This is a genomic window from Flavobacteriales bacterium, assembly GCA_013001705.1.
In the GTDB taxonomy this organism is placed as follows: domain Bacteria; phylum Bacteroidota; class Bacteroidia; order Flavobacteriales_D; family JABDKJ01; genus JABDLZ01.
Genome location: JABDLZ010000082.1, coordinates 1 through 3,991, shown reverse-complemented (window position 1 = coordinate 3,991; position 3,991 = coordinate 1). Strand labels below are relative to the sequence as shown.

The 3,991-nt window shown below is 49.5% G+C and carries 3 protein-coding genes; all 3 read right to left on the bottom strand.

Features of this window, described 5'->3' with window-relative positions; all coding sequences use genetic code 11:
- The coding region (locus tag HKN79_03205; GenBank protein NNC82560.1) for a T9SS type A sorting domain-containing protein at positions 1-1,824 on the bottom strand (1,824 nt) is incomplete at its 3' end.
- A 151-nt stretch (positions 1,825-1,975) separates the two neighbouring features.
- Positions 1,976-2,860, bottom strand: a complete 885-nt coding sequence (locus tag HKN79_03200; protein NNC82559.1) for a T9SS type A sorting domain-containing protein — start codon at positions 2,858-2,860, stop codon at positions 1,976-1,978.
- Positions 2,861-2,887: 27 nt separating this feature from the next.
- Positions 2,888-3,775 (bottom strand): hypothetical protein, encoded by an 888-nt coding sequence (locus HKN79_03195; GenBank protein NNC82558.1) that lies wholly within the window; start codon positions 3,773-3,775, stop codon positions 2,888-2,890.
- Between the last annotated feature and the right edge of the window lie 216 nt (positions 3,776-3,991).

Sequence of the window (3,991 nt, the reverse complement as noted above, 5' to 3'; positions counted from 1 at the left end):
CAGCTGGTAGATGGATGCACCATGGATCACCCGCAACAGATAGGTTCCCGGTATGAGGTGAGATATATCCACTGGGGCCGTTTCTGCCTTCGAATCCAATGAAGTATCCCAAACGACTCGCTGTCCTCGAGCATCGATCACTTCGAGGGTATAGCTTCCTTTCCCACCTGCAGGTATACGCAGAGTCAGTTCGGTTCCATTTACAGGATTGGGATAGATCTCAAGACTTTCAATATCCAATACTTTATACTGCAGATTACCAGCATTCTGCTCTGGAGAAGGGGTATAGACACCCGTATTCGGATTGAAATCGGGAGTATTGAAGATCTTGATCTCGGACCATGGGGACTCCTGGCCGTTGCCATCGTGACCACACTCGCAGCGCACCTGCCACTCGTAGCGGATATTCGGATCGGCCCTTTTGGTGTTATTGGCGCCATCCGCTCGGAATTTGATCGGCCATTTGAAGAACTCACGAGGTGAGCCATCGGGGTAGGTCTTCACCTTGTCATTGATGAAGGTGGTATCTGGGGCCACGTAGGCAGGGCCTATCGGGTTACCTGTGACCGGATCCAGATCGCGTTTCGGCCAGAATTTTATATCGCACATGGCAGCATCTTCATCGCTATACCGCACTTGGGGGCTTGCTTTGAACCACTTGACCTGTACCCTGTCCTGCACGCCATCCACGGGGTCGAAGGATTTGGTGAGATCCACTGGAGCGTTGGTAAAGGCCGAACAATCAGCTGAGCCATCGCAAGACGTGCTGAATATGGTCCATGGATCGACCTGGGTCCAATTCTGTTCAGCATAGGGGATATCATCTACTGATACACACAATAAGTTCGGGGAATTGAGCGACTGGAATGTCGAGAGGAATGTGTTATTCCCATTTCTCAGATCGACCGCGGTCAACGGTGTATTGCGCACATTCACGTAGCTCAAAGCGCCATTCTGAGTCAAATCCAATTCTATCACTTGGCTGAATTCCAGTCGGATGGAAGACAGATCGGAGAGACCCGTGAGATCGATGGATTCCAGAGGTGTGTAGGCCAGGGTAAGAGTGGTCAATTGGCTATTCGCACTAACATCCAAGGAGGTGAAGTCATTGGACAGTAGCGTCAAAGTATGGAGCTGCGTATTCGCACTCAGGTCTATAGAGGTCAATTGATTGGAACCTGCGTCCAGAAGTGTGAGCATGGGATTTGATGAAACATCCAGTGTGGTGATGTTATTGACATTGCAATAGAGCGTTTCGAGCAATGGATTGAAACTCACATCCAGCTCAGGTAGGTCATTGGAGGTAAGGTCCAAATAGGTCAACTGTCCATTATGTGAAATATCCAGATAGTCCAGATTGTTGAATCCGAGATCGAGATGTTCCAGAGCGGTATTATAAGTCAGGTCCAGTGTGTCGATGTTGTTGCTCCTTAGGTTGAGCATCCTCAAGGCCGTATTGGCCGCAAGAAATACCGATTGGCAATTATTGCCCGCAGCGATCAAGGTCTCCAAGCTATCCATCTGATAGACGAAGAGCTGATTGACCGCATTGTTGCTGCACCTGAGCGTACGCACATTATCGAATTCGATCAGATCATCCAAGTCGGTCAGACCTCGATTCGATACGTCCAGATAGGTAACAGCATCTGCATCGGTGGTCAGGATCTGTCCATCTACCAGCCCTTCTGTATCGATACCGAGATCGACCAAGGCCTGTTCGAAATCACTGTTGTAGATGGGGCTGTACTGGGCGCTCAGGCAGTATGCCGTCAATGGGATGGAAAGGAGCGCGAGAATAATGTTGATCCAGAAATCCTTGGTCATAGTGGTGGTTTTTTGGAGAGTAATCTCTCCGGGTCTATACGTCTAAATTGAGAATCAACAGCTGCACGGGCCTCATCCGAAAGGATGAAAAAAGCCCGTTCGCTGGTTGGGGACGAACGGGCTTGGTGCAATCCAATCTCTCATAATCGGATCATTGGACCATGAGTCGTTTTGTGGTGGTCAGTCCATTCATCGTGCATTGGACCAAATAGATCCCCGGATGCAGTCCCTGTGGCAGTTCGAGCCTATGAGTCCTTCCTTTTGATGGAGTGATCTGCCGATCCATCAATTGCTTTCCGGTCAGGTCATATAGACGGATCGAATAGTCATTCTCAAGAGGTGTATCCCATGTGATAGAGAGCGACTCACCGTTATTGGGATTGGGAGCGATCGACCAAGCTCCTTGGTCATGAGACAGTCCTTTGGTAGCCGCACCTTGGACCGATGGACTTCCATTGATACCTGTTACCGGGTCAAAATCCGGGGTGTTGAAGATCTTGATCTCAGACCAGGGGGATTCCTGGCCGTTGCCATCGTGACCGCACTCGCAGCGTACCTGCCATTCGTATCGGATATTGGGTTCTGCACGCTTGGCATTATTGGCTCCATCTGCTCGGTACTTGACCGGCCATTTGAAGATTTCACGGGGAGCTCCACCCGGATAGGTCTTGACCTTATCATTGATGAAGACGGTATCTGGGGCCACATAGGCCGGACCGATGGGATCTCCAGTGACCGGGTCCAAGTCACGTTTCGGCCAGAACTTGATATCGCACATGGCGGCATCTTCATCACTATAGCGCACCTGAGGCGAAGCTTTGAACCATTTGACCTGTACCCTGTCCTCTACCCCATCCACCGGGTCGAAGGACTTGGTCAGATCGACCGGGGCCGTATCGAAGACCGAGCAATCCACGAAATTGGAGCAGTCTTCGCTGAATGAAGTCCAATCATCGATCACGGTCCAGGTGGTATCGGAATACAGCGGGTCATCCACTTCGATACATATGAGGTCCTCATTAAGAATGGTGATCAAGAAATCGATATTCTGATTGTTCCCATTCTACACGTTCAACGAAGTCAGTTCATTATCGGAACAGTTGACCCGGAAGAGATCGGGAAGATGGCTGAGGTCGAGCGAAGTGATCTGATTACCTCCGCAAAAGAGATCGGTAATGGCCGGGTTGGCTGAAAGATCCAGTGAGGTCAGTAGGTTGTTGGAGACATTCATGTAATACAGGATCTGCGCAGAGTCCAGAGCAATGGTAGTCAGTGCATTGCCTGAAAGATCGATATTGATCAATTGGGTGTGCGTGCTGAGGTCGATACCGCTCAAGCTACAGTTGTATAGCTCCAAGAAACGTAAGTCCGGATTGTTGGACAGATCGATGGTTCCCAAGGGCAGGTTACTCGCTCTGAATCTCCAGAGTTCAGCAAGATTCGAGACATCCACAGTGGTGATGTCGGTAGAACTCAGCAGCAGATCACCCATGAGGGGATTGTTGCTCAGGTCTATCTCGGAAATGGGATTACCCGGTAGATATAATTTCTCCAGAAGGGTGTTCTGGCTGATATCCAAGCTATCGATAAGATTGGAAGTCACCACGAGATCCCTTAACTGGCTCATTCCAGATACGTCCAATGAAGTGATCTGATTGTACGGGCACCATAAGACAGTGAGAGCGGTGAAATCCTCAATTCCCGTCATCGACTCAATGTCATATCCGGTAGCATAGAGTTCCGTGGTTGCTTGTGCATCGGCCGTGAGTATCTGTCCATCATGTGTGCCTTCCGAGTCAATGCCCTCATCGATCAATGCTTGTTCGAAGAGGCTGTCAGGAATCAGGGTGTATTGGGCTGCAGCTAGGGAGGTCGCACATATCCAGAAGGAGAGTAGAATGGCTTTTTTCATGGTCTGGAGATTTGAATAGGCGGGGGTAGTCTTGTTCATGCTTCAAAGTTGAGCACCACCAGAGGCACCGTTCTCACCCGAAAGAATGAATTCAAAAAAAACCCAGACGTTTCCGTCTGGGTCTATTCATATCATTGGTCGATTGATTATCTGACCACCAATCTGGAATGATAGATGACATCGTTCTGAGATACAGATACTAAATATGTGCCTGAAGGAAGTCTTCCATCAGCTAGGTCGAGTTGGACCCTAGAG

What these genes read in the sequence shown, in the direction of transcription:
- HKN79_03195 (NNC82558.1), bottom strand. Translation starts at nt 3,775, where the DNA reads ATGAACAAGACTACCCCCGCCTATTCAAATCTCCAGACCATGAAAAAA.